Raw genomic sequence first — 1,294 nt, 5'->3', positions numbered from 1 at the left:
GACCAGAGGCATTGACGTGGGTGCAAAATATGAAATTTACAAGTTAATTCACGACCTTGCAGACCAAGGAAAGGCTGTTATTGTAGTATCCTCTGAATTACCTGAGCTCATCGGTATAACGGATAGAATTTATACGATTTTTGAAGGAGAAATCACAGGTGAAATCAATAGTAAAGAGGCAACACAAGAGGAGTTGATGAAAATGATGACCAGTCGTTTGATAATGGAAGCTGCGCTGATAAATAAGGAGAAATCATAATGAGTTTCATAAAGAAGATATTTGGAGATCGATTACACGACTATACGATGGTGCTCGCCTTAGTAGCACTGACGATCGCCTTTAACATCATATCTGGAGGAAAAATGATTACATCCTCTAACTTTCAAAACCTAATTTCAGGTAATGCCTATGTAATGGTTTTAGCCATTGGTATGATGATGGTTATTGTCATTGGACAAATTGATTTATCAGTTGGTTCAGTGGCAGGCTTTTCAGGCATGATCATGGCTTTAGCCGTAAGAGATCTAGGTTTGGCATGGTGGATGGGTGTCCTATTGAGTCTTTTTATAGGAGCATTGATAGGTGCATGGCAAGGGTTCTGGGTAGCCAAACTCAACATCCCTGGTTTTATTACAACGCTAGGTGGCATGATGATTTTCCGTGGTGGTGTTATTTGGATTTCCAAATCAATATCAGTTCCAGCACCGAGAGAACTTAGAGTTTTTGGTTCAGGATATTTACCTGAATGGGGACCGACATTTACTGGCATGAATAATTCAACTTTATTACTTGGATTAATTGGTATTCTAGCATTCGCATTTATTCAAATACATAAATATAAAAAATCAGAAGAAAAAGAAGAACTATGGCCTATAGCAGTTCGAATAATATTGGTAACTGTTGTTATTGGTTATCTTACATGGATATTTGGTACTGGCCGTCCGGGAACGTCTTTCCCCGTTCCTGGAGTGATTCTTCTTATATTAGTCTTGATTTATCATACGATTACACAAAGAACAACTTTCGGTCGTCATATTTATGCAGTTGGCGGTAATAAGAATTCAGCAGCACTCTCAGGTGTAAAGGTGCAGAGAACTTATTTCCTGACAATGATGAATATGTCACTACTAGCTGCTATGGCTGGCATTATGTTTGTGGGCCGATCAACAGCGGCAGGACCATCAGATGGTATTGGGTGGGAATTAGATGCCATCGCATCTGTTTTCATTGGTGGAGCGGCAGTTTCAGGTGGTGTAGGAACGGTACATGCCACAATGGTAGGTGCTTTGATGA

1 protein-coding gene and 1 pseudogene are annotated in these 1,294 nt (G+C 39.9%); both read left to right on the top strand.

Annotation, left to right across the window (positions count from 1 at the left end; genetic code table 11):
• Positions 1-259: pseudogene (locus JF818_RS05730) on the top strand (heme ABC transporter ATP-binding protein); the annotation flags it as partial.
• A partial coding sequence (locus tag JF818_RS05725; protein ID WP_198891009.1) for a sugar ABC transporter permease occupies positions 259-1,294 on the top strand: 1,036 nt, incomplete at its 3' end. The pseudogene JF818_RS05730 and the gene JF818_RS05725, both read left to right, overlap by 1 nt.

The sequence above is a fragment of the Sphaerochaeta sp. S2 genome, assembly GCF_016406725.1.
GTDB lineage: Bacteria > Spirochaetota > Spirochaetia > Sphaerochaetales > Sphaerochaetaceae > Sphaerochaeta.
The sequence above is the reverse complement of the archived record's forward strand: the minus strand, read 5'-3'. Positions and strand labels throughout refer to the sequence as shown.